Raw genomic sequence first — 25,895 nt, 5'->3', positions numbered from 1 at the left:
ATCGGAAATGTTCTCTGTGTCTTTTCGCGAATTAGTGCTCGCAAAGTTCTGTCAAAATTCCGCACGTGTCTTTCGGATGCAGGAATGCGATGTTGAGGTTCTCAGCACCTTTGCGCGGAGCCTTGTCGATGAGACGAATACCCTTGCCGTCGCATTCAGCCAGCGCGTTAGCCACACCATCCTCAATGCAGAATGCTACGTGGTGAACGCCCTTGTTGCCTTTGTCCAGCCATTTCTGAATGGTACTCTCAGGAGATGTGGGCTCAAGGAGCTCAAGTTTAACTTCACCGCACTTGAGAAAAGCGGTATTCACCTTCTGGTCTTCCACTTCTTCTACGGCATAACACTTCAGTCCAAGAACGTTCTCGAAGTAGGGGAGTGCCTCTTCAATGCTTTGAACTGCGATTCCTAAATGTTCAATGTGTGAAATTTTCATTTGATATAAGTTTTTTGAAATTGATTTAAATACTCGTGCAAAGGTACTAATTATATTTGAATGGCGAAAATATTTAAGGGTTTTTTAGTTTCGAAAATGCGCATCTTACGTTTTTTTGAAAAACAACAAAGTCCAGCTTTCCGCTTTATGGTTTCAAACCTGTAAAAACACACGGTAACGATTCGAAAAAAGTCCGATATTCAAAGCAGCAGTGTTCCACAACAATTTTCTCAATCTTGACCGTTTAATCGTCAAACCTTGCACATTTGTTATTCTGATGTTGAAGTTTTATATACTAATCTCGTACGACTTTGATGTGTAAACTCGTACGAGATTGGACAATAAGGGTTCCATTATCGGCATACAATATAAAAAGAATAATCGAATCAATTTTCCTATTCTGCAATAAGAGTTTTATTTTATAAAGTCGCATTGCAAATGCTGATATTAAGCCCGTTCGGATAGCATATCCGGACGAGCGGAGAAGACCATGTATTCCCATGCACCTGTAAGGTGCATAGCAAGAGGGCGATATGGAAGAAAAAGCGGTTCATCGCATATTTTTTAATTTCTTGTATTCATTTGCGTTTAAGTTGATGTAAAGCGTATCATCAATAACTCTTTTCCCTTTGTATTGAATATAATCATTTGGAATGATTTTTAATGTTGTAGCATGAAAAAGAACTGGAGCTGTTTGGAAAATAACGTCATAACAATAAACATCTTTTTTATTATATCTTTTTTTATTATTATAGAATAAAATGTTTTCAAAAACGACATCTGCATCAAATTCATATTGAAACGAATTTGGTTGAGCGTTTAACGCACTATCTGACCTTATAATAAGAAAATAATCACGTCTAAATGTGCTAGCAGCTATACGTATGTTATTTTCATCCATGAGATATGAAATAAAATCAGGCTTTGCGTTAATCAACAACCTCTGTGAATAATCACATGACATGAAACACATTATCAATAATAGGGTAAAAACCATAAAAAGCCTACCACCACTTGTAATAATCGACAAAATCTTCATAATAATTTCTTTCTTTTACAAAATTACCCGTTCGGATGGTATATCCGAACGAACATCTTTTTTATGTGTTGCAAATATACAAAAAAATAGTGAGAAAACGAGACACAATATATTTTTATTAAACCGGATAATAATTTGTGGATTGATAACCATTTGTAAATTCATTCTCCCAAGTTGCCTGTTTGCAGAAAAAGAATAAACACTTATCGGGCAAACTAATTTAGATTGCCCGATAAGTGCTCAACTTTTGAAATGTGTGTTGATTTAGAACTCAAAGAGTATGCGTCCGTTGATTTGGCGTCCTGTCAGATAGTTGGGGACGGCATATTGCTGGTTGGTGATGTCTGTAATCCAATAGTATGAATTGACGTTGTTGATGCCGAACAGGTTCAGGCAGTCCACCCCTAACCAGATATTCTTAAAGATGCTTTTCTTTGTCTTGTTTTCATTTTCCAGCAGTCGGTAACTCATTCCGATGTCGGCACGCTTATAGGCTGTTGAGCGGAAAGAGCTCCGTTCGAGTTCTCTGTGTGGGGCGGAGAAGGGGAGTCCGTCGGCGAAGATAAGTTTGAGCGACATCTTCCATCTTTCCGTTCCCGGGAAATAGTCTGTAAAGAAGAGGTTGACGGCATAGCGCTGGTCGGTAGGCAGCGGGATGGTCCTGCCGTTGAGTTTCATCTGGGTCTTCATGAGCGACAGGCTGAGCCATGAGTCGGTGCCGGGAACAAATTCTCCATAGAGTTTCATGTCGAGTCCCATGGCATATCCGCTTGCGGAGTTGTTGCCCGAATAGGTGACTTTCAGGTTATTCACAGAGTAGGGAACGAGGTTGGACATCGCCTTGTAGTAAGCCTCTGCAGAGAACCGGTATTGGCGTTGCTTCATTTTGAAGCGATAGTCGAAAGCTGCAATGGCATGGATAGAGCGTTGGCTCTTGATTTTCTCGTTCAGTGTGGCGTATGTCATGCCGTCCACCGTTGCGGTGTCACGCAGTTCTTTGAAGAATGGTGCCTGATAGTAGAGTCCGGTAGCAAAGCGGAAGGTGATGTCGTGGTTGAATGCCGGAACGATGCTGAGCGACACTCTCGGGCTCACGATGGACTCCTTGTTGAAGTCCCAATAGCTGAAGCGGACGCCGTAGTTGAGCGTGAAGAACGTATGCTCTCCCGGACTTGTGAAGCGCCACGTGTCTTGCAGGTAAGCTTCTATGCGGTTGGCTTTCAGTTGGTTTCGTGCGCTAAGCGAATAAATCATCTTCAGGTCTTTTCCTGTGTGCGGAATGCTGTAGCCTGCAGAGTCGCGCATTTCATATTCACGGCTGTTCTCCTTGATGTTTTCCATCCGGTAGGACGCACCGGCGAGTATCTCATGTTTTTTTGTCTTGTGACTGAATCGGAGTTTGAACGTCTCCACGTTGGCTGTCAGATAGTTGCGGGCATGTTCCATGTAGGTCCCGACACCGAGGTTCTCGCTCGTTTCCGTCTGTGTCAACCAATACTGTCCTTGTATGTCGTAGCGCTCTTGCTCTTTGGTGTAGAATGCAGAGAAGAGGAGTGCGAGTGAGGTCTTTTCCGTGAAGTGGCGAGTGATGCTGAATGTTCCGAAATAGGTGCGGAAAAGGTCTTTTTCCTGTCCGTCGAAATACACTTTGAATGCCTTTACGTTCTCGAGCGTACCGAATTTTGTCTCTCTGTCTTCCGGTTCAAAGTTATAGCGGTTTTCGGAAATGTTTCCTATGAGGTCTATCGTCCACCGCTTGTTGGGAGAGTAACTCAGGTAGGTCTGATAGTCAAGGAAGCTGGGGTTGTATTCTCCTTTCGTCTCGAGCGTTCCAAGCAGGTAGCGGTTGGTTTTGTAGCGTATGCCGTTCGTCCATGTGAACTTTTTGCTGCCCAGTCCGATGTATGCGCTGGCACCGAGCAGGCTTGCACTTACTGATGCTTCAAATTTCTTGGGGCGTTTGTATGTGATGTCGAGTGCCGACGACATCTTGTCGCCGTATTTGGCTTCGAATCCTCCTGTCGAGAACTCCACTTTTTCCACCATGTCGGAGTTGATGATAGACAGTCCTTCCTGTTGTCCGCTGCGCACTAGGAACGGGCGATAGACTTCCACATTATTTATATATACGCTGTTCTCGTCGAACGAACCGCCTCTGACGTTGTATTGTGAAGACAGTTCGTCACGCGACGACACGCCGGCTTGCAGCTTGATGGCATCCTCAACGGCGTTGCCGCTTGCCGAGGGCATGGTCTTGATGTCCTTGGTGTCAATGGTTTGCGTCTGTCCTGTTTGTCTCCGTCTTTGAACGACGGTCACCTCTTCCAGTTCGTTGTCGCTGAAGAGCTGTATCTGCAGCGTCTGTTTGCCTTTCGGGCGGCGCAGCACACGGGTCTTGGTCTTATATCCGACCATGGAAAACCTGACCACGACGCTATCGTCAGAAGAAAGTGTCATGTTGAACTCTCCCTTCAGATTGGTCATTGCTACCTTTCCCTGCTTTACTACCGCCACCGTCGCTAACTCAATGGGGTTCATGTCTTCGTCAGACACTTTTCCTTGCAAAGTGAACGACTGTGCATGGAGTTGACTGATACTGCAAAGAAAAGTCAAGAAGAATATAGTCAGATATGTTATTTTCCGTCTCATTAGCAATATAACGAGAAAAAACGTCTAATATTGTATGCGTGGGCGTGATATGTCTGCAAAAGTCCGGAGCATATACCATTATTCTATTCCCTATGTGAATTTGATGAAAAGAACCGTCCCAAATACACCTGCATAAACATACGGAAAAGGACGTATAAATATACAGTTGAACTTTCGCTTTCCAAAAGTGCCACTTTTAGCTTGCAAAAGTTCCCCTTTCAGCTCCTGAAAGTGCCACTTTTGGAGTGCGAAAGTGGCACTTTTGGAAAGCCATTCCTAATACGTTGAAATTCAGGAGTTTACAAAGCGCCTTTAAATCGTCTTACTGTTGTATAAATATACAAAAACGGCAAGCCGCCGTTTACTCTTTTTGTTGTTTTTTTTCGTTATGTCGTTATTTCGTGATACCGTTATCACGTTATTCCCTGTAAATCCATTTGAGCAACTTGTTAATCCATCCGATGGAGGCGTGGAACCACCGATATGAACTGGCTGGCTTTCCACCGAATTTGAGGATGAAGTCGCGATAGATATTTTTACGGAAGGGGAGTCCTACGTTCATGAAATGGAGATGTTGGGCTTGTTTCTCGTAAGTGGCTTGGAGGGCGTTCCATACGGTCACGATGTTGGGATGGACCAACGCGTGCGACTTTCGCTGTGCGGCGATATACCATAGGAAGGCGTCGCCTTTGGTATAGACGATGGCGCAGCCACCGATGATTTTGTTTTTATATCGGGTGATATAGATTTCTCCGTCGGGTGAATTGCTGATTCCCTGAAAGAACTGTTTCTTGGGAATAAAACGCTGCGGCTTCAACCGATAGTAGTTGCGCAGCATTTTGTAAAAACCGTCAATCTCCGCTTCGGTCGATGCGAGCAATGTCTCTACGCCGTTCTTATATGCGTTTCTGATTCGCTGCATCATCTTTTCGCTGATTCTTTCTTCCGGTGCTTTGCTGTGATGAGAGTTGTGTATCTGCATCCATCTGACGGGGAAGTATTCCTGTTTCCGGAAGTATTTGTAGCCGAACATCTTTGAGCTCAGGTTGCTGAACTCGATATATAAACATAGTTTGCGCACGAACTTTTTAGTGACGGCGTTCAGCATGAGCTCAAACAGCTCTTCCTTGTTGGTGTCGGGAAGGTATTCGCCTTCTCCGTAGATTCTGCCCTGTGTGTAGAGAAACGGGAAGATGAAAGTTCCTCTGCGCCTGATAGTTGCAAGCAGGTGTGCCACCACGCGATTGTCCTCGTCGGTCACGACCACCATATAAGGTGTGTTGCCCGAAGTAGCAGCCAGAATCTGAAACAGTTCCGTGCTGTGGAAGAAGTCGTTGCAAGTCATTTCTGGCAACTCCTCCGCTCGGCTGATGATACTTACCCGCATGTTTTTCATACTGCAAAAATAATAAATGTTTTGAAAAAAAGCACTATAAATAAGTGGAATATTCCAAAAATAGCGTAACTTTAGATAAGTTACTCACGCTCGACAATAAAAATCCCCCCCTTTTATTTTGTATTGTTCTCGCTTATTGAAGAAAAATCTCCCGTTCTCAAAAAGAAACTTGTTCCTTTTTTGCTCACTTACCCGATTTTTTCGTAACTTTGTAGAAAAATAGAGCGATATGGATTATCAAGAGATATTGTCAAAGCGCCGGAGCTGTCGTGTGTTTACCGATGAAGACGTGAGTGGTGACGACGTGCGGCTGTTGCTTCGTGCGGCACTGATGTCGCCCACCTCGCGGAATATGCGCTCGTGGCAGTTTGTCGTCGTGGATGACAAGCAGACGCTTGAGAAGCTCTCGGATGCAAAGGAGAATGGCTCGGCATTCCTCCGTCAGGTTGCACTGGCAGTGGTCGTCTTAGGGAACAACCTGCATAACGATTGCTGGGTAGAAGATGGCGCCATTGCCGCCGTCTCTATGCAGTATCAAGCGGAGGAACTGGGACTCGGTTCGTGTTGGGTACAGATTCGGGGCAGGCGTCTGAGCGACGGGACGGAGAGTGAGCGCGTTGTACGCGGAATCCTAAACATACCAGAAGACATGCAGGTGTTGTGCATCGTCGGATTTGGACATAAAACAGAAAGTCTTCCGCCACACAGTGAGGAGGAACTGAAATGGGAAAACATTCATATAGCCGAATATTGATATGAGGATAGTTTTGATTGGAGCCGGAAATCTGGCAACGAATTTGGGAAAGGCACTCTCCAGAAACGGTCACGAGATTGTGCAAGTGTTCAGTACGTCAAAAACGGCAAAACAACTTACAAAACAGATTGGCGGGAAGCCTATACGCAACCTGAAATTGCTGTGCGATGATGCCGATATATATATCGTTGCGTTGAAAGACAGCGTGGTGGAAGGACTGCTCCCGCAGATTTGCCATGGGCGTGAGAGTCGCCTCTTCGTCCACACCTCAGGCAGTCTTCCCATGAGTATATTTAGGGGACATGCAAAGAACTACGGCGTATTCTATCCGCTGCAGACATTCTCAAAATCCCAGGAAGTCGATTTTCAACAGATACCTTGCCTGATTGAAGGTGCCAACGCACAAGTCGTAACCGTCCTGAAGGATTTGGCGTTGTCTATAAGTAACCGGGTGAAGAAGGTTTCTACCGAGAAGCGCAAACAGATACATCTCGCAGCAGTCTTTGCCTGCAATTTCACCAATTATTGCTATACTGTTGCGGGAAATATCCTGAAGCAACAAAAGCTGCCTTTTGATTTGCTGCTCCCACTGATAGACGAAACGGCGCGAAAGGTGCACAATATGTCACCAAGAAAGGCGCAGACAGGACCGGCAGTGCGGAATGACGAAAACATTATGGAGCAGCACATGGAGATGCTTTATGGCAATAATCGTGACTTGTACGAAAGGATGAGCCAAAGTATTCTTGATGAATTTTTTTATGAAGACAATGAACTTCCTTTTTAATACTTAAAGCAAAATAGAAAATATGATTAACTACGATTTGAACAAGATAAAAGCAGTCATCCTCGATGTGGATGGCGTGTTGAGTTCGGAAACAGTCGGCATGGATTCTGACGGCGAACCGCTGAGAACGGTGAATATAAAAGACGGTTACGTGATACAGCTGGCACAGAAGATGGGACTCCGCATCGTGATTTTGACAGGCGGATATGCTCCCAACATCAAGAAACGCTATGAATATCTCGGCGTGACCGACATTTATATGAAATGTGCCGTGAAGGTCAATGTGTACGACGAGTTCCTGAAGAAATACGGCTTGTCTGACGAGGAGATTATCTACATGGGTGACGACATACCGGATTATGAGGTCATGAAACGGTGTGGCTGTCCATGCTGCCCGGCTGATGCCTGTCCGGAAATCAAGGCGGTCAGTATCTATGTCAGTGCGAAGGAAGGCGGCAAGGGCTGTTGTCGTGACGTGATAGAACAGGTCCTGCGGGTGCAGGGCAAGTGGCTGAGCGACGAGAGAGCTTTCGGATGGTAATGGTATCGTCACTTAAAACGCAGTTTACACGATGAAATACAAACTGATTTTAGCCAGTAATTCTCCAAGAAGAAAACAACTTCTTGCAGGACTGGACCTCGACTTCGAAATAAGAGTCATTCCCGGGATTTGTGAAACCTATCCCGAAACGTTGCCTGTACCGGAAATTCCCGTATTTATTGCAAAAGAGAAGGCTTCCGTCTATGAAGGAAAGCTAGCGTCTGACGAGTTGGTCATAACGGCAGATACGGTAGTCGTGTTGAATGACGAAGTGCTGGGCAAGCCAGCGGACGCGTCGGATGCTTTCCGGATGTTAAGGCTCCTTAGTGGGAAAACCCATCAGGTGATTACGGGCGTTTGCCTTACAACTGTAGAGAAGCAGCATTCATTTTCCGTGACAACCGATGTGACGTTCAAGGAACTTTCCGACGAGGATATACATTATTATATAAATAAGTATAAGCCATTTGACAAAGCTGGTGCCTATGGAATTCAGGAATGGATAGGCTATATCGGGGTGACAGCCATATCCGGAAGTTATTTTAATGTCGTAGGTTTGCCAGTGCAACGCATCTATCAGGAGTTGCATAAAATGTAGCGTCATGGTATAAAAATACATAAAAAGATGTCAGTTTTGGCTATTTATACACAAGAATATCGAAAAAAATGCATATTTTTTTATAAAAATACACAGATAATTTTGATATTTATGAATATTATATTATATTTGTGGGCGAAATATAAACCTATTAGTGCTAAATTCTATAATTTTGCTCAAATGACAAAATATAATATTCGAGAAAAAAGGGAAAAAGATGCGGCATACCGCCATTTGCTCTCTCCAGCGTTAGCAAACGAATTGAAGGAGAGAATCATTGACATCATAGTCAAGCAGAAGAAGTATAAAGACAAAGACTATTCTGCAAGGCAGCTTGCAGCGGACTTGAGTACCAACACTCGCTATATCTCGGCAGTTGTGAATCTGAAATTCCAGATGAACTACTCCTCGTATGTGAATAAATATCGAATCAAAGAGGCAATGGCTATGTTGAAAAATCCTCGCTATAAAAGCTATAGCATGGAAGAAATAAGCAGCATGGTGGGCTTTTCCAACAGACAGTCTTTTTATGCCGCTTTCTATAAAATCAATCAAATGTCGCCAAGGGATTACAAAATCACTGAGTTGGAGTTGCTGAAAGAGTCCACTCCGCCTTTAGGAGATGAGCCTGTCCCTGGGGATGGAAGTGTGTCATAACCAAGAATGGAGGAAGATAGATTTGTATATACAGATGAGCGTTTCGCCGATATTCAAATGTTGCGTTATCGGCTGAATGGTTTCGATGAGTTAACCTTACGGCAGAAAATATACATTTACTATCTTTCGGAAGCCACCCTCTATGGGCGTGATATCGTTTTTGACCAATTTGGTAAATATAATCTCCGCATCAGAAAAATGCTGGAGGCGCTGTTTCGTGCGCAAACATTCTCCGGCAGCCGCGATGAGTCAAAGGCATTTGAGACATACCTGAAACAAGTATGGTTTTCCAGTGGCATCTACCATCATTATGGATATGAGAAAATACTGCCGGCATTCACACCTGAGTTTCTCGAAAAAGCACTGAATGCAACAGATGTCAATTCCTTGCCGCTGGCTGAGGGGCAAACACTGCAGGAATTTTGTGAGGAGATATTTCCCGTTATTTTCGATCACTCGCTTTTCCCGAAGCGTGTCAATCAGGCTGATGGCGAAGATTTGGTGCTGACGTCAGCATGCAACTATTATGAAAACGTCACTCAGAAAGAGGTTGAACAATATTATTCTGAGAAGAAAAAAGACGGTGCTGAAGGGATGCCTTCATGGGGATTGAACTCGAAACTGATAAAGCAGGACAATGTCCTCCGGGAAGTGGTTTGGAAGGCGGATGGTCTGTACGGCGCTGCCATTCGGAAAATCATTTCATGTCTTGAGAAAGCATCCGATTTTGCAGAGAACGACCAGCAGAAAAAATTGATACGGTTGCTTATTGACTATTACGAAACCGGTGATTTGCACCTGTTTGACGAGTTCTCTATCGAATGGGTGCATGAGAATCGTGGCGAAATAGATTTCATCAACGGATTCATTGAAGTCTATGGAGACCCGCTGGGGCTGAAAGCCTCATGGGAAGGCATCGTGGAGTATCGAGATGCCATCGCTTCTAAGCGGACACAGGCAATCAGTCAAAACGCACAATGGTTTGAAGACCATTCCCCAGTTGATGCACGCTTTAAGAAAAAAACAGTGCGGGGCGTTACTGCCAGCGCTGTATGTGCTGCCATGCTCGGAGGCGACGAATATCCTTTCACAGCCATCGGCATCAATCTCCCGAATGCGGAGTGGATTCGTGCACAACACGGTAGCAAGAGTGTGACCATTACCAACATTACCGATGCTTATGCGAAAGCTGCACACGGGAATGGGTTTTATGAAGAGTTCGTAATTGACCAGCAGATGAGGGACATGATTAACCTCTATGGTGATCAGTGCGACCAGCTCCATACTGATTTGCATGAGTGTCTTGGACACGGCAGCGGACAGCTTCTTCCTGATACAGACCCTGATGCACTGAAAGCCTATGGGAATACCATCGAGGAGGCGCGTGCCGACCTTTTTGGCTTGTATTATATTGCGGATTCCAAATTGGTAGAACTCGGATTGTTGCCAAATGGCGATGCCCATCACGCCCAGTATTACACCTACATGATGAATGGTTTGATGACGCAACTGACACGCATTCAGCCAGGTAAGCAAATCGAAGAGGCGCACATGCGCAACAGGGCGTTGATTGCGCGTTGGATTATGCACCATGCTGACGGTGCTGTCAGCATGGAAAAGGTCAATGACAAAACTTATGTTCGCATCTCCGACTACCGGCATCTGCGAAGCCTGGTTGCCAAACTGCTGGCTGAGGTGCAGCGCATCAAGAGCGAAGGCGATTATGATGCTGCGCGCGAACTGGTGGAAACCTATGGAGTGAAGGTTGACCACACATTGCATCAGGAAGTTCTTGCGCGTTATGAAAAGCTGCATTTGGCACCTTATAAAGGTTTTATCAATCCGGTTCTGACACCTATATATAATAATGTGGGGGAGATAACCGATGTCAAGGTGGACTATTCTGAAAGCTATACTGCACAGATGCTCAGGTATTCAAAACAATATGCAACGCTATGAAACAGGAAACTCATGACAAACTGCGGCAGATTAAGCAGTCGTTCCGTTCGTGCATGAATGGTGTGACGGCGCAATCCATGCGTGAGAAAGGGACGAATTACAAGATTAACTGGGGAGTTTCTCTGTTAGATCTCAATCGGATGGCATCAGAATATGGAAAAGATGCTGAGTTGGCGACGGAATTATGGAAGGAAAACATCCGCGAATGCAAAATCTTGGCTACACTCATCATGCCTGCAGAAGACATGTATCTCGACCTTGCTACCTTGTGGATGGAACAAATGCCAACGGTAGAGATGGCAGAGCTCGCAGCTTTTAATCTGTTTCAATACATCGAAGATGCACCCCTTCTTGCATACCGTTGGATAGCTTCTGAAAAGGAATTAGAGCAAGTGTGCGGCTATATGATACTTGCGCGGTTGTTTATGCGGATGGAAGAACCTGACGACCGGGGAATCAACGAATTTCTTGACCAGGCGCTGGCGGCGTTGCAGAGCAATGTGCCTTCTGTCAGTCGGGCTGCAACGACAGCCATAAGACGCTTCTCGGAGCTGGGCGAGGAGTACGAAAAGATTGTGACCGGTGCTTTGAAGGCGTCTGGATTCTCGCTGTTCTGACCATCTTTGTGGAATGTGAGCCTCTCCGTTTGCGAGTGTCTCGTAAATCATCTCAATCTGCTTTTTATCATTTTTGAAAAGCAAAAATCACCATTATCTTTATTTTTTCTAAACAAAACACGCTGTCTGTCTGAAAAAATTCGTAACTTTGTGCGACTATTGGCTTTGTCTGAAGTATGGAAGAGCGTGAAAAAAGGCGAGCGAAAGAGATTCTCTCCGGCTATCTGGCTGCGACCAAGCACCGGCGGACTCCCGAGCGTTTTGCCGTGTTGAATGCAATATACGACATGGATGGTGAGTTCTCAATCGATGAGTTGGGGAACTTGCTTGAGCGTAAGCGGTTTCGTGTGAGCCGTGCCACGCTCTACAATAGCATTCGGTTGTTTCTCGACCTGCATCTCGTGGTTCGCCACAGCATTCACAATAACACCCGTTATTCGGCGGCTTTGCAGCCCCATCCGCGTTTCCAGCAGATATGTTCGGAGTGTGGCAGGATAAAAGACGTGGATGCACCGAAAGTGTTCGAGGCACTTGAAGAGACCAAGTTGAAGCGCTTCCACAGGGATTATATCTCCATCTATGCCTATGGCATCTGCAGTAGTTGTCAAGGTCGCATAACCCGGCGTCGGGACAAAAAGAACAGGAAAATTAAGAAATAATACACAATGAATACAGGAAAGGTAGATGTCCTGCTGGGTTTGCAGTGGGGCGATGAAGGAAAGGGAAAGGTGGTCGATGTGTTGACGCCTCAGTATGACGTGGTTGCACGCTTCCAGGGCGGTCCGAACGCCGGTCATACGTTGGAGTTCGAAGGTCAGAAATACGTGTTGCGTAGCATACCTTCCGGTATCTTCCAAGGCGACAAGGTCAACATTGTCGGCAATGGGGTAGTGCTGGCTCCCGATTTGTTCATGGATGAGGCAAAAGACCTGGAGCGCAGCGGGCACAACTTGAAGTCGCGTCTGCATATCTCTCGGAAGGCACACCTCATCATGCCAACCCATCGCCTGCTGGATGCAGCCAACGAGGCGGCAAAAGGGGCAGGAAAAGTGGGCACGACAGGAAAGGGAATCGGTCCGACCTATACCGACAAAATATCGCGCTACGGGTTGCGCGTCGGTGATATCTTCGATGGATTTGAGGAAAAATACGCTGCGCTCAAGGCGCGTCACGAGCAGATGCTCAGAGCCCTGAACTACACCGATTATGAACTCGGCGAGACAGAGCGCAAGTGGATGGAGGGAATAGACTATCTTAAACAATATACCATTGTTGACAGCGAACATGAAATCAATCGCCTGCTGAAAGAAGGAAAGTCAGTGTTGTGTGAGGGTGCTCAAGGCACCATGCTCGACGTTGACTTCGGCAGTTATCCTTTTGTGACATCGTCCAATACCGTCTGTGCCGGTGCATGTACGGGCTTAGGCATTGCTCCCAATCGAATCGGCAGGGTGTTTGGCATCATGAAAGCCTATTGCACACGAGTGGGGGCGGGTCCCTTCCCGACAGAACTCTTTGATGAGACGGGTGCGCAGATTCGTCAGCTCGGTCATGAATTCGGCGCTGTCACCGGGCGCGAACGCCGCTGCGGATGGATAGACCTCGTTGCTCTCCGCTATGCCGTCATGGTGAATGGGGTAACCAATCTCATCATGATGAAGAGCGATGTGCTCGACACCTTCGAAACGGTCAAGGCGTGTGTGGCATATAAGTTGAAAGACGGAACAGTCATCAATGAATATCCGTTCGATGTTGAGGGCGTTGAACCCGTCTATCAGGAGCTGAAAGGTTGGAAGACCGATATGACGCAAATCACAGAGGAAGCCCAGTTGCCACAGGCATTCCGGGATTATGTTGCTTTCCTGGAAGAGCAGCTCGAGACTCCCATCACGATGATTTCAACAGGACCAGACAGAAAACAAAAGATTATACGTTAACAGACCATGGCAAAACCAAGTATTCCAAAGGGAACGAGAGATTTTTCGCCCGTAGAAATGGCGAAGAGAAATTATATTTTCGATACAATCCGTGAGGTGTATGCGCTCTACGGATACCAGCAGATTGAGACTCCGGCGATGGAGACGCTCCAGACGCTGATGGGAAAATACGGAGAGGAAGGCGACAAACTGCTCTTTAAGGTACTCAACTCCGGCGACTGCCTGTGCAATGTGACCGACGAGGAACTGCTCCAGCGCAATCCTGCACATCTCGCAGCAAAAATCTGCGAGAAAGGACTCCGCTACGACCTGACCGTGCCCTTCGCACGCTATGTCGTACAGCATCGCGAAGAAATACAACTGCCTTTCAAGCGCTATCAGATACAGCCCGTATGGCGTGCTGACCGCCCGCAGCGCGGACGCTATCGTGAGTTCTATCAGTGTGATGCCGATGTGGTTGGTTCCGACTCGCTCCTCAACGAAGTGGAACTCATGCAGATAATCGATACCGTGTTCACCCGTTTCGGAATACGCGTCCAGATTAAAATCAACAACCGCAAGATTCTCTCAGGTATAGCTGAGACAATCGGTGCGGGAGACAAAATCGTGGATATCACCGTAGCCATTGACAAACTCGACAAGATAGGAATCGAAGGAGTGAACAAGGAATTGGCTGCATGCGGCTTGGATGAAGACGCAATGAGCAAACTGCAGCCCATCATCTCGCTCTCAGGAACCAACGACGAGAAACTTGAAACCATCGCGCAGGTTCTGAGCGAGTCGGAAACCGGAATGAAAGGAGTGGAGGAAACTCGCTTCATTCTCGATGCACTGAAAAACTGCAATCTGACGAATGAGATGCAACTCGACCTGACACTTGCGCGAGGTCTGAACTATTACACCGGCGCCATCTTCGAAGTGAAGGCGCTTGACGTGCAGATTGGCAGCATCACGGGCGGCGGACGCTACGACAACCTCACGGGTATCTTCGGCATGCCGGGACTGAGCGGCGTGGGAATCTCGTTTGGTGCCGACCGCATATTCGATGTGCTCAACACGCTCGACCTTTATCCGAAGGAGGCGGTCAACACGACACAGTTGCTCTTTATCAATTTCGGAGATTGCGAAATGAACTATTGCATGCCAATCGCCAGACGATGCAGGGAAGCCGGAATTAAAACAGAAATCTTTCCGGACAGCGTGAAAATGAAAAAACAAATGGCTTATGCCAATGCCAAGAATATCCCGTTCGTTGCGTTAGCAGGAGAAACCGAGATGGCGCAAAACAAACTGACACTCAAAGATATGCAGAGTGGAGTTCAAGAATTACTGACGGTTAAAGAGTTGATTGAGAAATTAAAATATTAAATTTAATATTGAAATAATTACAAATTTGTTTGGAGGATAAAAATATTTTCCTTATCTTTGCAGCGGAATTAGTTATTTCGGGTGTGGCGCAAATGTTTTGACCCACCTTAACGCTGTTCAAAGATAAGGAAAATATGAAAAAGGCAGAAGTCATAGAGAGGCTGACGGCGCATGGCATCAAGCCGTCGGTGCAGCGGATGGCAATCATGGAATACCTGATGACCCATCGCGTTCATCCTACGGTAGAGGATGTCTATAACGGATTGTGCAGAGACATTCCTACTTTAAGTAAGACCACCGTTTATAATACGCTTCGAATGTTTGCAGAGCAAGGTGCTGCAACAATGATTACCATCGATGACCACCGCGTTTGCTACGACGGGGAGATGCAGCCGCACGTGCATTTCTTCTGCCGTCAGTGCGGGAAAATCTATGACCTGCACCAGGAACAGGCACCCCTTATGCCGCCGCACTTTGAGGCTGAGGGGCATCAGGTGAATGAAGTGCAGCTCTATTATAAAGGTGTCTGTGCGAAGTGCAGGGAGACAAATTAGCATGTTGGAAATTCAACCATATTTTATATTAACTTTTAAAACAAAAACATTATGAAGAAAAAATTTATTTGCACCGTATGTGGATACATCCACGAAGGAACAGAGGCACCCGAGCAGTGCCCGGTATGTAAGGCTCCGGCAGACAAATTCAAGGAGATGAATGAAGACGAAGCTCCTGAATATGCCACAGTACACAAAATTGGCGACGGCAAACCTGAGGGCGTCAGCGAAGAGATGATTCAGGACCTGCGCAACCATTTCAACGGCGAATGTGGCGAAGTGGGCATGTATATTGCCATGGCTCGCCAGGCAGACCGTGAGGGCTATCCCGAGATTGCAGAGGCATTCAAACGCTATGCTTACGAAGAGGCAGACCATGCCAGCCGCTTTGCAGAGTTGCTCGGTGAGTGCGTGTGGGACACGAAGACCAATCTCGAGAAGCGTGCTGCTGCTGAGGCTGGAGCATGCGAAGACAAGTTCCGCATTGCCAAGAACGCAAAGGCAGCAGGATTCGACGCCATTCACGACACCGTTCACGAGATGGCAAAGGACGAAGCTCGCCACGGAGCAGGCTTTGCCGGATTGCTGAAGCGCTACTTCGGAGAATAATCTCTTCCTGATTACTTTTCCGGATTGACAATAGACGGGGGCAGGGTGATTTGGTTCATCCTGCCCCCCCTTGTATATTTATACATAAGCAAAGCTCTCGCGAGGGTGTTTGTAAACCATTGGTTATCAATACATTAAGTAGTGCTTTCCAAAAGTTCAACTTTTAGCTTGCAAAAGTTGAACTTTTAGGCGGTGAAAGTTGAACTTTTAGGACGCAAAAGTTGAACTTTTGGAAAGCGAAAGTTCAACCGTATATTTATACGCCCTTTTCCGTATGTTTATACAAGCATAAAGGAGCCCCACCCAAACCCTCCCCGAAATGGGGAGGGAACGCCTGACGGTAAGCAAACGAGCTCTAATCATAATTATCCCCTCACGAAAAGATGATTCTTTCGCTAATTCAATCGCTGAAACTTGCTTCCCATTTTCCTGCGAAATCAAGAAAAAAACAAAATCAGAAAGTATCTTTCAGATAAAAAACATCGCTTTTTTTGCTTTCAAAAAGAAAATAATTATCTTTGCAACAGTAAATTACATGATATAGGTTTTAATCAGCTTGTCATAAAAGGTGTTATAAACAGAATAGGACAGCAAATTCTTAAAAAAAGTAGGCAGATATGATTCTAAAACAAAAAGATATAAACCATATATTAAGAAATAAATTCATGCTTTTCAGTATATTCATTATCGTTATCTCTTTATTCTATTTTTGTAGCAACATGCTATTCAAACAACATCGTTTGTATAAAAAATTGCAAGGGGAGTATAATATACTTTGGGAATATACTGAGGTTTATAGAAATTTTAATTTTAGGCCAATTGCAAGTATTCTTGAAATAAAAAATAACAAGATTGAATTACCTTGTATGCTATCCACCCATGATAAGATAGAAGGAGCTGCTTTTGAAGTTTGGAAGAACAACCAAAAAGGAACTTGGGAAATCATAAGCCAAGATTCAGATTCCATTTTGATAGAGACTCCTGCGAGCATTTTAAATGGAAGGTATTCTGTTATATTTAAGAAAGAGAAGCCGTTCTCTAAACCTCCGATATATATATTAGTATTACAAAATGATTCAACTCGCCTTTGTTTTTCTAAAGTAGTAGAACCCTACAAGGAAATAGATTGGGAATAGAATACATAAAACGGTTATAATAATTGTCATGAATAAATATTAACGTAAATTTATGCAAGCATAAAGGAGCCCCACCCAAACCCTCCCCGAAATGGGGAGGGAACGCCTGACGGTGGGCAAACAAACTCTAATCATAATTATCCCCTCACGAAAAGATGACGCTTTCGCCGATTCAATCGCTGAAACTTGCTTCACCATTTTCCTGCGAAATCAAGAAAAAAACAAAATCAGAAAGTATCTTTCAGATAAAAAACATCGCTTTTTTTGTTATTAAAAAGAAAATAATTATCTTTGCAACAGCAAATTACGTGATACAGGTTTTAACCTACTTATCATAAAGGCGTTGTAAACAGGAAGAAGATTTATATTGAAACCAACGGAAGCAATGGAAAGCACCAGCCAACAACAACCAAAAGCGCAGTTGCGGCCAATCAACTCACTGCCATCCCTTGCCTTTGACCATGACGAGATAATGACCGATGCCATCGCCCATTACAACAATTTTGTTGGTAACGCACTTGATTTATCAAAAGAGAACTTGGATCTGGAAAACCTGAAGCAGCAAAGCTTTGAAGGTTTTTTGACAGTAGGCGACTTAATGACAAATCCTCATCAAATACCGAAAGAGCAAGGTGTTTACGTTTTAATTTTACCGAAAAACGCACAACCTACTTTTCTTACGAATGGGACAGGAGGATTCTTTAAGGATAAGAACCCGAATGTGGACATATCAGAATTAGAGGCAAACTGGATTGATGATACAAACATACTGTATATTGGCAAAGCTGGTGGGACGACTAACGCTACGCTTCAGTCAAGACTGATGCAGTATTTGAAATTTGGTATGGGCAAAAAGATTGGCCACTGGGGGGGGGAGGTATGTCTGGCAATTGGCAAACTCTCGTGACTTGATCGTTTGCTGGAAAACGACTAACGAGAATCCGCGAGACATTGAAAAGAGAATGATTGCAGAGTTCAAAGCAAAACATAATGGGCGCCGACCATTTGCAAACTTAAAAGATTAGTGCTATGGCGAAATTGGGTAAGCAGTTCTGGCAGAAATTGTTGGTAACGATTATATTTTTATCAATACTGTATGGCATAACCATTTATTTCGCCCTGCAAGAACGAGAACGGAACCAAGAGCGACGTCGAGTCGAAGCAGAACAACAAAGAATCAGAGAAGAGAAATATTTGCAATGGCGTGACTCTTTTCGACATTATAATGAGTGCATTGCTAATACCATAAAAGAGCGAAAACGAGTGAATATTACCTCCAAGGATGATGAGCTGGATGATGATGACATTGACCCATATGAAGACCCAGATTTCGACGACTTGTTTCCTGGGGAAGAATATGACGAAGAGTTTATTGACCGTTCGACAGGCGACCCGGAATTATATCCGGAATTACATGAATAACGAATATGATAAGAACTATTACAATCTGGTAATTATTTTTCTCGATATAAAATTAGACTGAGGTTTTAACCTACTTATCATAAAAGGCGCTATAAACCCATATTCCTTTTGTTACACATATATATAATATGCAGCTAACTGCCACATGCAGGTGCATATTCTTTGCCTCATCTGACATGTATTTCAAGAAAATTGCTTAAATTTGCCAGAGTAATGAGTACGTTAGAGTTGATTTTGCTGGCAGTGGCTTTGGCAATGGACTGCTTTTCGGTGTCTCTTGCGAGCGGTGTTATCGTTCGCAGGACGCATTGGAACTTGATATGGAAGATGGCTTTTTTGTTTGGATTGTTTCAGGCGGGAATGCCTCTTTTGGGATGGTTGGGAGTCAATACGTTCAGTAGCCAGATCGAGTCGGTTGGTCATTGGATAGCTTTTGGGCTACTGCTGTTCGTGGGTGGTCGGATGGTGAAGGAGGCTTTCGAGGAAGAGACCCATTTCAATCCCTTTTCCACGCAAACCCTTTTCGTCTTGTCGCTCGCAACAAGCATCGATGCCCTGGCGATAGGTGCGTCTTTTGCCTGCATCGGCTACGGGACGTTGGACAAACTTCTTGTTCCGCTCATCGTGATTGGCGTGACCTCACTGCTGTTCAGTTTGCTTGGACATCTTTTGGGCATAAGGTTCGGAGATAGTATTGCCAAGCGGATACGCCCCGAACTTCTTGGCGGTTTGATACTGATTTTGATAGGCGTAAAGATATTGTTGGAACACTATATTTAGGAGAAGAATATGACGATAGAATTGATAACCCGCATCGTTGTTGCAGCCTTGTTAGGCGGAATCATCGGATTTGAACGGGAGTTTCGTGCGAAGGAAGCCGGTTTCCGAACCCATTCGCTCGTTGCGTTGGGAAGTGCCTTGTTCATGCTCATATCACAATTTGGCTTTGCCGATGTGCTCACGCATGATCATGTCTCGCTCGACCCGTCGCGTGTGGCGGCGCAAGTCGTGTCGGGCATCGGTTTTATCGGTGCCGGTACGATTATCTTTCAGAAGCAGGTGGTGCGCGGTCTGACCACAGCTGCAGGTCTTTGGACGGTCTCTGCCATCGGTCTGACATGTGGCTCGGGGATGTATGTGCTGGCGATAGCGGCAACGGTCTTGGTGCTGCTCAGTTTGGAGCTGATGCATTTCATCAACAAGCGATTCGGTTCCAAGCATCTCGCCGTCACCTTTTCCGCTCCGTCGCAAGAGGCAGCCAACAATGTGCTCGCCGTTCTGCGCAAACAGGAGGTGGATGTGGAGTCATACCAGATGAAAGAGCGGGAGACTGCTCAGGGGAAAGTGCTCACTATCACGATGGAGATGAAGGTCAGGCGTGAGAATTTCCATGCCAATCTGTTTGAGTTTATGGCAATGTTCGACGGCGTGACCATCGAGAATTTAGAGTAAGAGCGGGGTGGGGATGAGGTCATTTCAGTTCTTCCTTCAAGAACTTCGGCGTATATCCTTTCTTTGATTTAGCCACTTCTTCGGGTGTTCCGGTGGAAAGGACGGTTCCGCCCTTTCTGCCTCCTTCCGGTCCCATGTCGATGATGTGGTCAGCCAGTTTGATGACATCAAGGTTGTGCTCGATGATGATAACCGTGTTTCCCCGGTCAACCAGTTGCTGGAGAACGTTCATCAATATGCGGATATCCTCGAAGTGCAGACCGGTTGTCGGTTCGTCAAGAATATAGAGCGTCCGTCCAGTGTCGCGTTTCGAGAGTTCGGTTGCGAGTTTCACGCGCTGACTCTCTCCGCCGGAAAGGGTGGTTGACGGCTGCCCGAGTTTGATATATCCCAATCCGACATCTTGCAGGGTCTTGATTTTCTGCAGGATGTTCGGCACATTCTCAAAGAACTCCACAGCCTGATTGATGGTCATGTCAAGCACGTCGGCAATCGACTTGCCTTTGTAGCGCACCTCGAGCGTCTCGCGGTTGTAGCGTTTCCCGTGGCAGGATTCGCACGGCACCATCACGTCGGGCAGGAAATTCATCTCAATCGTCTTGTAACCGTTTCCTCCGCATGTATCACACCTTCCGCCCTTCACGTTGAAAGAGAACCGTCCGGGCTTGTATCCACGGATTTTTGCTTCGGGAAGGTTGACGAACAGCGAGCGGATATCGCTGAAAACGCCTGTATAGGTGGCGGGATTAGAGCGTGGTGTGCGTCCGATAGGCGCTTGATCCACATTCACCACCTTGTCGATATGTTCCACTCCCTCAATGCTTTCGTAAGGCATGGGGGCTTTCAGCGAACGATAGAAATGTTTTGAAAGGATGGGCTGCAGCGTCTCGTTGATGAGCGTTGACTTGCCGGAGCCGCTGACGCCAGTCACCAGAATCAGTTTTCCGAGCGGGAAATCCACATCAACATGCTTGAGATTATTGCCGCTCGCATTTTTGATGACGATGTGTTTACCATTGCCTGGACGCCGCTTTGTGGGAATCTCTATCTTGATTTTCCCACTCAGGTAATTGGCTGTGAGCGTGTCTTGCTTCAAGAGTTCCGAAGGAGTTCCCTGGAAAACCACCTTGCCGCCTTTTCTTCCAGCCAGCGGACCGATGTCAATCACATAGTCAGCCGACAGCATCATCTCCTTGTCGTGCTCAACCACAATCACCGTATTGCCCAAATCGCGCAATTCTTTCAGGGAATTGATCAGGCGGACGTTGTCGCGCTGGTGCAGTCCGATGCTGGGTTCGTCAAGGATATAGAGCACGTTGACCAGCTGTGAACCGATTTGTGTTGCCAGGCGTATGCGTTGACTTTCACCTCCGGAGAGGCTTGCAGACTGGCGGTCGAGCGAGAGATAGTCGAGTCCGACGTCCAACATGAAATCGAGTCGTGTGCAGATTTCCTTGACGATTTCAGATGCAATCTTGCGTTCTTTCTCTTCAAGATGAGGCAGACAGTCGTCAAACCAGCTGCGAAGTTCCGATATGTCCATGTTCGACAGCTCGGCAATGTTCTTCTCCCAAATGCGATAGGAGAGGGATTCGCGCTTGAGTCGCTGCCCGTTACATTCGGGACACACGCAGGTGGCAAGAAATTGTTCAGCCCATTTCTGTCCCGAGCTGCTGTCGTCATTCTCCATCACGCTGCGAAGATACTTGATGATGCCATCGAACGTGACGAAATAGTCGGTTGACGTGTGTACACGCTCTTTCGCAATCCTCACGTTCTGGAGCGAGCCGTAGAGAATTTCAGACAATGCTTCCTGCGGTATCTGTTCGAACGGGGTGTCTAAGTCACACTCAAAGCGCTGCAAGATACTCTCTATTTGCCAGAAAATCATCTGGTTCTTATATTTCCCTAACGGTGCAATGGCTCCTTCGCGAATGGAAGCCTTTTTGTTGGGTATGACCTTTTCCAGGTCAATCTCATTGATGCGTCCCAGTCCTTTGCATCGAGGGCACGCTCCTTCCGGTGAGTTGAACGAGAATAAGTTGGGTGCAGGGTCACCATACGAGATGCCTGTCGTGGGGCACATCAGGCGCTTGGAAAAGTTTTTCACGCTCCCATCATCCACATTATATATCATGATGGTGCCGTCGCCCTGTCGCATTGCCGTCTCAATGGTCTTTACGAGGCGCTCCTTGTCGCCCGATTTGATTTGCAGACGGTCAATCACTACCTCGATGTTGTGGTTTTTGTAGCGGTCAACCTTCATTCCACGTTCCAGTTCATGCAGCTCGCCGTCGATGCGCACATGGAGGTAGCCTTTCTTGCGCATGCTCTCGAAAAGCTCGCGATAATGTCCTTTTCGCTGTCGCACGATGGGCGACAGGATATACACACGTTTGTCGGCATACTCGGAAAGAATCATTTCAACCACTTTCTCCTCAGTATATTTCACCATCTTCTCGCCGGTCATATAGCTATAAGCCGTTCCGGCGCGGGCAAAAAGCAGTCGCATGTAGTCGTAGATTTCCGTTGTCGTGCCTACGGTCGAGCGTGGGTTTTTGTTCGTTGTCTTTTGTTCGATACTGATGACGGGGGAGAGTCCGGTAATCTTATCCACGTCGGGACGCTCCAGTCCGCCGAGAAAATTTCTTGCATAAGCCGAGAAGGTTTCGATGTAGCGGCGCTGTCCTTCGGCGAAAATCGTGTCGAATGCCAGTGACGATTTGCCACTTCCGCTCAGTCCCGTGATGACCGTCAGACTGCCACGTGGTATCTCCACATCCACATTTTTCAAGTTGTGCATGCGCGCCCCCCATACGTTGATTTTCTTGTCTTCCCGTTTCATTTTATCAGATAAGAACTGAGTGTTTTCCCACCGTCAAGTCATCCTATTCGTCATATTCCCTATATCCGCGCAAGAGATTGACGTCGCGCCTGATGTTATACACACGTCCGTCAGCACCTTTCGCTTTGACCAACACAAAATATACGCCTTCTTTCACCGGTTTCCCGTGAAAGGTGCCGTCCCAACCGCCAGCCGGGTCTGTCCATTCATATAGTTTTTGTCCCCAGCGGTTGAAAATGTATGCGTGAAATTCCACGATACTCTGATAAGTCTTGGCTTTATAAATTTGGTTATAGGGGTCGCCGTTCGGGGAAAAAGCATTCGGCATCTCGAGCTTGCTCTCGTGGATGCTTACCCGAAGCGGACCAAAGTCGCTCCAGTATTCTTCCGTATATTCAATGCGCTCGCTGCCTCTGGAGAACGTTGCATACAGCACAATGTGGAACGATCCTGCAGTCGTGAACGTATATTCCGTGTTCTCTTCGTAGCGGACGAGAAATGGCGAACTCTCTCCTTCGGGCGTGATGCGCCATTCGTAGTATGTGTTCCAGCCTTCGGTATGCTGCGGATTTGCCGTAAAACGCCCGACGAGCGGTGCCGAACCAGAAAAGTCAACGCTCTCTTCTCCCTCGTCCTCGTGTCCCGGAGTGAAGTAAAATGCCGTCGGATTGATGGTCGGAACATCATCCGCCAAGCCCAAAAGGGAAAAGGAAAACATACATATAATAGCTGCCAATAACCTGTTCTTCTTCATACGTCAACACATTTTTATATTTGTAACGTGGAAAACTTTGCAAAATTACAAAATAATGACGAAAACACAAAATTAAATTTGCTTTGTTGCAAAAGAACTAAAAAACTAAACAAATTATTTTGCTCTTCGCCCGATTTACACTATCTTTGCAAAGGAAATGAATAATTTTTGATTATGAGACGTTATTTGAGATATTTTTTTCTGACATTATTTATGGGGGCGATGGTGACACTTCATGCCCAAACGCCTTCCATACGTGAGCAGCATAAAGTGAAAAAGAGCGAAACGCTTTTCGGTATTTCAAAGCAATATAATGTGACGATTGAGCAGCTGAAGGCGGTCAATCCTGAAATGAACATTGAAGGATACGAACTCAAAAAAGGCGATTACATCAACATTCCATATACCAATACTCCAAACAATGCGGTGCAGAGCAGTAATACTCAGCAACCGGCGACTCAAACTCTGGCAATGAACAAAGTGCGAGTCGGTGTGATGTTGCCGCTTCACGACATCAACGGCGACGGAAAACGGATGGTGGAGTATTATCGGGGCTTGCTCTTGGCGTGCGACAGATTGAAGAAAGACGGTATCTCCGTGGATGTGCAGGCTTGGAACGTGCCTATAGAGGCAGATGTCCGCATGACACTTCTGGAGAAAGGTGCCGACAAATGCGACATCATTTTCGGACCGCTCTACACCAACATGGTCAAGCCGTTGGCAGAATTCTGTCAGAAACACAACATCAAGATGGTCATCCCATTCTCCATTTCTGGCGAGGATGTGAAAAATTATGCGAGCATCTATCAGGTGTATCAAAGCCCTTCAAGCCTAAACACTTCAGCCGTTAACAGTTTCATCGAGCGTTTCAAAGGCTGTCAGCCGGTGTTTATCAACTGTAACGACGCAACCGAGAGCAGCCGCGGAGCGTTCACCGCAAATCTCAGAAAGGCTTTGGAAGACAAGCGCATCAAGTATCGGCTGACCGACATCAACTCCTCAGACGAGGATTTCGCAAAGGCTTTCAGCAAGAAGAAGCCGAACATCGTAGTCTTGAATACCAGCCGTTCGCCGGAACTGAACACCGTTTTTGCCAAGCTCAACAAGATGGTGAGCGAGGGTTCGAAGGCAGAAATCTCGATGTTCGGATATATTGAGTGGCTCATGTACACACAAGTTTATGAGAAACTATTCTATCAGTATAACGCCTATATTCCCACCACATTCTACTACAACCCACTTTCGGCAGACACCAAGTGGGTGGAGACGAACTATCGCAATTGGTTCCGTACCGATATGATGCAGGCGCTTCCGCGTTTTGCGCTGACAGGATTCGACCATGGCTGCTTCTTCATCGGCGGAATCAGTAAGTATGGCAAAAACTTCGGCGGCACGAAAGGCGAAACAACCTACAAACCTGTTCAGACGCCACTCGCTTTTAAAGCCGAAGGGGCAGGGAAACAGAACAAGGCGTTCATGCTGATTCATTATCTCAAAAACCAGACAATCGAAGCAATAAGTTATTAGACACATGCGGAAACTGACGGTTATTTCCCTCTTGCTTATCGCACTATGCAGCCATGCACAGGTCGGTTCACATCGCAACGACCTCAGCATCGGCGTCAATGGCGGTTATATCCTGAGCAATGTGGGATTCAGTCCGAAAGTGCCACAGACCATGCACGGCGGAATCACCGGCGGTCTGACCGTCAAATACGTCTGCGAAAAATATTTCAGTACCATTTGCTCCATTCTCGCAGAAGTCAACTATGCCTCCATCGGATGGAAGGAAAATATCCTTGACCGCACGGATCAACCGGTCATCAATCCCGTGACAGGACTGGCTGAGGAGTATTCGCGCACCATCAATTATGTTCAGATACCCGTCTTTGCCCACTTGGCGTGGGGAAGAGAGGAGCGGGGAGCACAGTTCTTCATCCAAGCCGGTCCGCAGATAGGTGTCTATCTCAACGAGTCCACTTCGACGAACTTCAACTTCGCCGACCGAAATATGACCGACCGCGCAAATACCATCGTCGCACAAGATACGATGGCTGTCGAAAACAAGTTCGATTATGGCATTGCTGCAGGCATTGGCATGGAATATTCGTTGCCAAAGGCGGGGCATTTCATCCTCGAAGCACGCTATTATTTCGGCTTGGGAAACATTTATGGCGATTCAAAGAAAGACTATTTCGGAAAATCTAACTTCGGAAACATTGTCTTCAAATTTACCTATCTGTTCGACATTGTGCGCACGAAACATAAAAAACACTAACGAAAGAAAGTGTTCGAAACTGACAATCGTTGCAGATTAAAAATGAAAATGAAATTGAATATAAATAATTATTAACTTAAAAAACAAACAGATTATGTTACAAAATT

The 25,895-nt window shown here is 46.1% G+C and carries 25 protein-coding genes; 19 read left to right on the top strand and 6 right to left on the bottom strand.

Annotation, left to right across the window (positions count from 1 at the left end; translation table 11 throughout):
* Window positions 1–31: 31 nt before the first annotated feature.
* The 4 genes from mce to GRF55_RS06195 form a co-directional block, all read right to left on the bottom strand.
* Complete coding sequence (gene mce / locus GRF55_RS06210; RefSeq protein ID WP_220367595.1) at window positions 32–436, bottom strand: methylmalonyl-CoA epimerase; 405 nt, start codon at window positions 434–436, stop codon at window positions 32–34.
* A 550-nt stretch (window positions 437–986) separates the two neighbouring features.
* Window positions 987–1,475 (bottom strand): hypothetical protein, encoded by a 489-nt coding sequence (locus GRF55_RS06205; protein ID WP_220367594.1) that lies wholly within the window; start codon window positions 1,473–1,475, stop codon window positions 987–989.
* Between the two features lie 264 nt (window positions 1,476–1,739).
* A complete protein-coding gene (locus GRF55_RS06200; RefSeq protein ID WP_220367593.1) occupies window positions 1,740–4,124 on the bottom strand; it encodes a carboxypeptidase-like regulatory domain-containing protein in 2,385 nt (794 codons plus the stop codon).
* Between the two features lie 418 nt (window positions 4,125–4,542).
* Complete coding sequence (locus GRF55_RS06195; RefSeq protein WP_255563730.1) at window positions 4,543–5,511, bottom strand: GNAT family N-acetyltransferase; 969 nt, start codon at window positions 5,509–5,511, stop codon at window positions 4,543–4,545.
* A gap of 238 nt (window positions 5,512–5,749) precedes the next feature.
* On the opposite strand from GRF55_RS06195, the gene GRF55_RS06190 reads away from it, so the two are divergent.
* The 17 genes from GRF55_RS06190 to GRF55_RS06110 all read left to right on the top strand — a co-directional run bounded on the left by GRF55_RS06190 (window position 5,750) and on the right by GRF55_RS06110 (window position 19,911).
* Window positions 5,750–6,274, top strand: a complete 525-nt coding sequence (locus GRF55_RS06190) for a nitroreductase family protein (RefSeq protein ID WP_220367591.1) — start codon at window positions 5,750–5,752, stop codon at window positions 6,272–6,274.
* A 1-nt stretch (window position 6,275) separates the two neighbouring features.
* Window positions 6,276–7,061 carry a Rossmann-like and DUF2520 domain-containing protein gene (locus tag GRF55_RS06185; RefSeq protein ID WP_220367590.1) on the top strand — a complete coding sequence of 262 codons (786 nt, stop codon included), beginning with the start codon at window positions 6,276–6,278 and terminating at the stop codon, window positions 7,059–7,061.
* Between the two features lie 22 nt (window positions 7,062–7,083).
* Window positions 7,084–7,602 (top strand): HAD family hydrolase, encoded by a 519-nt coding sequence (locus GRF55_RS06180; RefSeq protein WP_220367589.1) that lies wholly within the window; start codon window positions 7,084–7,086, stop codon window positions 7,600–7,602.
* Window positions 7,603–7,633: 31 nt separating this feature from the next.
* Window positions 7,634–8,200 (top strand): Maf-like protein, encoded by a 567-nt coding sequence (locus GRF55_RS06175; protein WP_220367588.1) that lies wholly within the window; start codon window positions 7,634–7,636, stop codon window positions 8,198–8,200.
* A gap of 180 nt (window positions 8,201–8,380) precedes the next feature.
* Window positions 8,381–8,857 carry an AraC family transcriptional regulator gene (locus GRF55_RS06170; RefSeq protein ID WP_220369641.1) on the top strand — a complete coding sequence of 159 codons (477 nt, stop codon included), beginning with the start codon at window positions 8,381–8,383 and terminating at the stop codon, window positions 8,855–8,857.
* Between the two features lie 6 nt (window positions 8,858–8,863).
* Window positions 8,864–10,816: a dipeptidyl peptidase 3 gene (locus GRF55_RS06165; protein ID WP_220367587.1), complete on the top strand. Its 1,953-nt coding sequence runs from the start codon at window positions 8,864–8,866 to the stop codon at window positions 10,814–10,816.
* A complete protein-coding gene (locus GRF55_RS06160) occupies window positions 10,813–11,433 on the top strand; it encodes a DNA alkylation repair protein (RefSeq protein WP_220367586.1) in 621 nt (206 codons plus the stop codon). The genes GRF55_RS06165 and GRF55_RS06160 overlap by 4 nt, the downstream gene beginning before the upstream one ends.
* A gap of 176 nt (window positions 11,434–11,609) precedes the next feature.
* A complete protein-coding gene (locus GRF55_RS06155) occupies window positions 11,610–12,092 on the top strand; it encodes a Fur family transcriptional regulator (RefSeq protein ID WP_220367585.1) in 483 nt (160 codons plus the stop codon).
* A 6-nt stretch (window positions 12,093–12,098) separates the two neighbouring features.
* Window positions 12,099–13,370, top strand: a complete 1,272-nt coding sequence (locus GRF55_RS06150; protein WP_220367584.1) for an adenylosuccinate synthase — start codon at window positions 12,099–12,101, stop codon at window positions 13,368–13,370.
* Window positions 13,371–13,376: 6 nt separating this feature from the next.
* Complete coding sequence (gene hisS, locus GRF55_RS06145; protein WP_220367583.1) at window positions 13,377–14,738, top strand: histidine--tRNA ligase; 1,362 nt, start codon at window positions 13,377–13,379, stop codon at window positions 14,736–14,738.
* A gap of 134 nt (window positions 14,739–14,872) precedes the next feature.
* Window positions 14,873–15,292, top strand: coding sequence for a Fur family transcriptional regulator (locus GRF55_RS06140; protein WP_220367582.1), 420 nt, complete (start codon window positions 14,873–14,875; stop codon window positions 15,290–15,292).
* A gap of 51 nt (window positions 15,293–15,343) precedes the next feature.
* The gene (locus GRF55_RS06135; protein ID WP_220367581.1) at window positions 15,344–15,901 is read left to right on the top strand and encodes an NADH peroxidase; all 558 of its coding nucleotides are present in this window, start codon (window positions 15,344–15,346) and stop codon (window positions 15,899–15,901) included.
* Window positions 15,902–16,518: 617 nt separating this feature from the next.
* Window positions 16,519–17,037, top strand: a complete 519-nt coding sequence (locus GRF55_RS06130) for a hypothetical protein (protein WP_220367580.1) — start codon at window positions 16,519–16,521, stop codon at window positions 17,035–17,037.
* Window positions 17,038–17,404: 367 nt separating this feature from the next.
* On the top strand, window positions 17,405–17,944 hold the full coding sequence (locus GRF55_RS06125) for a hypothetical protein (protein WP_255563729.1): 540 nt from the start codon (window positions 17,405–17,407) through the stop codon (window positions 17,942–17,944).
* A gap of 122 nt (window positions 17,945–18,066) precedes the next feature.
* A complete protein-coding gene (locus GRF55_RS06120) occupies window positions 18,067–18,459 on the top strand; it encodes a hypothetical protein (protein ID WP_220367579.1) in 393 nt (130 codons plus the stop codon).
* Between the two features lie 213 nt (window positions 18,460–18,672).
* Window positions 18,673–19,239 (top strand): manganese efflux pump, encoded by a 567-nt coding sequence (locus GRF55_RS06115; RefSeq protein WP_220367578.1) that lies wholly within the window; start codon window positions 18,673–18,675, stop codon window positions 19,237–19,239.
* A 9-nt stretch (window positions 19,240–19,248) separates the two neighbouring features.
* Window positions 19,249–19,911, top strand: coding sequence for an MgtC/SapB family protein (locus GRF55_RS06110; RefSeq protein ID WP_220367577.1), 663 nt, complete (start codon window positions 19,249–19,251; stop codon window positions 19,909–19,911).
* A gap of 19 nt (window positions 19,912–19,930) precedes the next feature.
* Here the strand turns inward: GRF55_RS06110 and uvrA are convergent, their stop codons facing one another.
* Complete coding sequence (gene uvrA, locus GRF55_RS06105) at window positions 19,931–22,756, bottom strand: excinuclease ABC subunit UvrA (protein ID WP_220367576.1); 2,826 nt, start codon at window positions 22,754–22,756, stop codon at window positions 19,931–19,933.
* 43 nt (window positions 22,757–22,799) lie between these two features.
* Window positions 22,800–23,510, bottom strand: a complete 711-nt coding sequence (locus GRF55_RS06100) for a gliding motility-associated C-terminal domain-containing protein (RefSeq protein WP_220367575.1) — start codon at window positions 23,508–23,510, stop codon at window positions 22,800–22,802.
* 174 nt (window positions 23,511–23,684) lie between these two features.
* Here GRF55_RS06100 and GRF55_RS06095 point away from each other — a divergent pair, with 174 nt between their 5' ends.
* Entirely contained in the window at window positions 23,685–25,037 is a 1,353-nt protein-coding gene (locus GRF55_RS06095; protein WP_220367574.1) for a LysM peptidoglycan-binding domain-containing protein, read from the top strand.
* 4 nt (window positions 25,038–25,041) lie between these two features.
* Window positions 25,042–25,788, top strand: coding sequence for a porin family protein (locus tag GRF55_RS06090; RefSeq protein WP_220367573.1), 747 nt, complete (start codon window positions 25,042–25,044; stop codon window positions 25,786–25,788).
* Window positions 25,789–25,895 lie beyond the last annotated feature (107 nt).

The sequence above is a fragment of the Prevotella sp. Rep29 genome (assembly GCF_019551475.1).
In the GTDB taxonomy this organism is placed as follows: Bacteria; Bacteroidota; Bacteroidia; order Bacteroidales; family Bacteroidaceae; genus Prevotella.
The sequence above is the reverse complement of the archived record's forward strand: the minus strand, read 5'-3'. Positions and strand labels throughout refer to the sequence as shown.